Origin of the sequence: Mesorhizobium sp. M1E.F.Ca.ET.041.01.1.1, assembly GCF_003997355.1 — a bacterium.
GTDB lineage: Bacteria > Pseudomonadota > Alphaproteobacteria > Rhizobiales > Rhizobiaceae > Mesorhizobium.
In genome coordinates this window covers 1-2,013 of record NZ_RZSL01000843.1, presented here as the reverse complement: position 1 = coordinate 2,013, position 2,013 = coordinate 1, and the positions used below count along the sequence as shown (strand labels likewise).

Below are 2,013 nucleotides of genomic sequence, written 5' to 3'. Positions count from 1 at the left end.
GGTCATCGGACTACCCTCCGATGAAGCCGTAGTCGATCAGATCTTCCGGCTTGACCTTCGCCTGGATTCGTCCCTTTTCCGACCAGATTTCGAGCGCGTAGCCGAGGGTCTTTGAAATCTGTCCGGGCGCGGCGGCGGACCCGAAGAACGCAGTATTGGCGTTCTTGTCGAGATACTCGATCCCAGCCAGCGTCTGCTTGAAAACCGCCGGATCGGCAAGCCAGCCGCCGACGCCACTGGCCATGATCTGGTTCGCCTCGTCCGGATTGGTCTTGATGAATTCGAGCGCCCGGTACCAGGCGCGAACAAAGGCCTTGATATCGGCCTGGCGCGTGGCCGCGGTTTCGGGCGTGACGGCGACGACGTCCGTGATCAGTCCCAGCTTGTCGGCGCTCGACAAAAGCAGGTGGCCGTTGGTCGAATTTGCGCCCTGGCTGAGCGCGGGCTCCCATGTCACCGCCGCGTCGACCTGCCCGGCGACGAACGCGACGCCGGCGTCGGTGGCCGTCATGTTGACGACCTCGACGTCATCTTCCGACATGCCGGCTTCCTTCAGCATCGCGTCGAAGAAGAACTGGGAAACCGAACCCGTTTCGAAGGCGACTTTCTTGCCCTTGAGGTCGGCTATGGACTTGATGTCCTTGCGCGCGACGACGCCGTCTCCGCCCTTGGAATTGTCGACCGCCAGGATGTAGCGCAGCGTCTTTCCCGGCGGCATGTAGATGGGAAACTCGTCGACCGTCGAGGCGACGAGATCGATCTGGCCGGCCTGTAGGGCGCCCATCTTGGCGGGCGTGTCCTCCATGATGGTCAAGTCGACATCGACCCCCTCATCCTTGAAGAAGCCCTTGTCGCGGGCGACGTAGAACGGCCCGTAACCGACCCAAGTCGAGTGCGCGAGTTTGAGCGTTCCCGCCTCTGCCGGCAAAGCCATGCCAAGCGCCAATCCAACGGCCGCGAGGCCAAATATCCTGTTCAGCATGTCATTTCTCCCATTCAGTGCCTTGTTATTCAAAACAGCACCCGTACGGAGTGACGCTCCGCTTTCGGCGGGCTTTGCCTAGGGCGCCTTGCTCATCGAACCCTCACCGGTTCCTTGTAGTAGGGCAGCCGGTCGATGCGCGGCTTCCATGAGCCGTCGGCCACGACCTTGCTGACGTGGGCGGCGATCTCCTCCATCGGCGCAAACCAGACGTCGCCGCGCTCCAGCACGCCTTCCAGGAAGCGATGAACCACCTCCCAGCGCGCGAGCCGCCCGGTGGCAAAGGGATGCACGACCGGAACCCACAGGGCGCCGTTGCGGTAGGCGGCCTCGAACTCCTGCGCGAAGATAGCGAAACCCTGCTCCGGCGCGCGGATCGGCATCATGTAGTCGAGGTCCATCGACTGGACGAATTGCGGCCAATCATCGAGCCCCCAATGCGAGGGCAGTTCGACCAGTCGGCCGGCTTCGCAATCGATGAGGTAGGGAATGTCGTCGCCCATCAGCGAGGCGTCGTAGGCAAAGCCGCGCGATGCCAGCAGGTCGGCCGATCGATGCGAGAAATTATAGAGCGGCGCACGCCAGCCGCGCGGCCGCTTGCCGCTCGCCCTGACGATGACCTCGATGCCGCGATCGAGCCAATGCGCTTCCTCTTCGTCGGAAAGCTCGCGCGGATGCTCGTGCAGGAAGCCGTGATGGGCGAGCTCATGGCCGCCCTCGAGCAGCGTCTCGATGGCATCGGGATATTGCTCTATGCACCAGGCCGGCACGAAGAAGGTCTGCCTGATGCCGAGCTGCCTGTAGCTCTCGACGATGCGCGGCACCGCGACCTTGGGGCCGTATTGCAGCATCGAAATGGCCGACAGGCGCGAATGGCCGTCCCGGGGATGCGCGATATGCACGAGGCTGTCCGCATCCATGTCGAAGGTGATACAAGCCGCGCATTTGGTGCCGTTCGGCCACGGGATCGGGTTGCGGATCATGGCATCACGCTCCCGCCATTGACGCCCAGTCCCTGCCCCGTGAAGTAA

General features: G+C 63.1%; 2 protein-coding genes. Both read right to left on the bottom strand.

What is annotated here, in order from left to right; all coding sequences use genetic code 11:
• Positions 1–10: 10 nt before the first annotated feature.
• Positions 11–982: an ABC transporter substrate-binding protein gene (locus EOA38_RS34935; protein ID WP_127301367.1), complete on the bottom strand. Its 972-nt coding sequence runs from the start codon at positions 980–982 to the stop codon at positions 11–13.
• Between the two features lie 92 nt (positions 983–1,074).
• Entirely contained in the window at positions 1,075–1,965 is an 891-nt protein-coding gene (locus tag EOA38_RS34930; RefSeq protein WP_127301366.1) for a polysaccharide deacetylase, read from the bottom strand.
• Positions 1,966–2,013 lie beyond the last annotated feature (48 nt).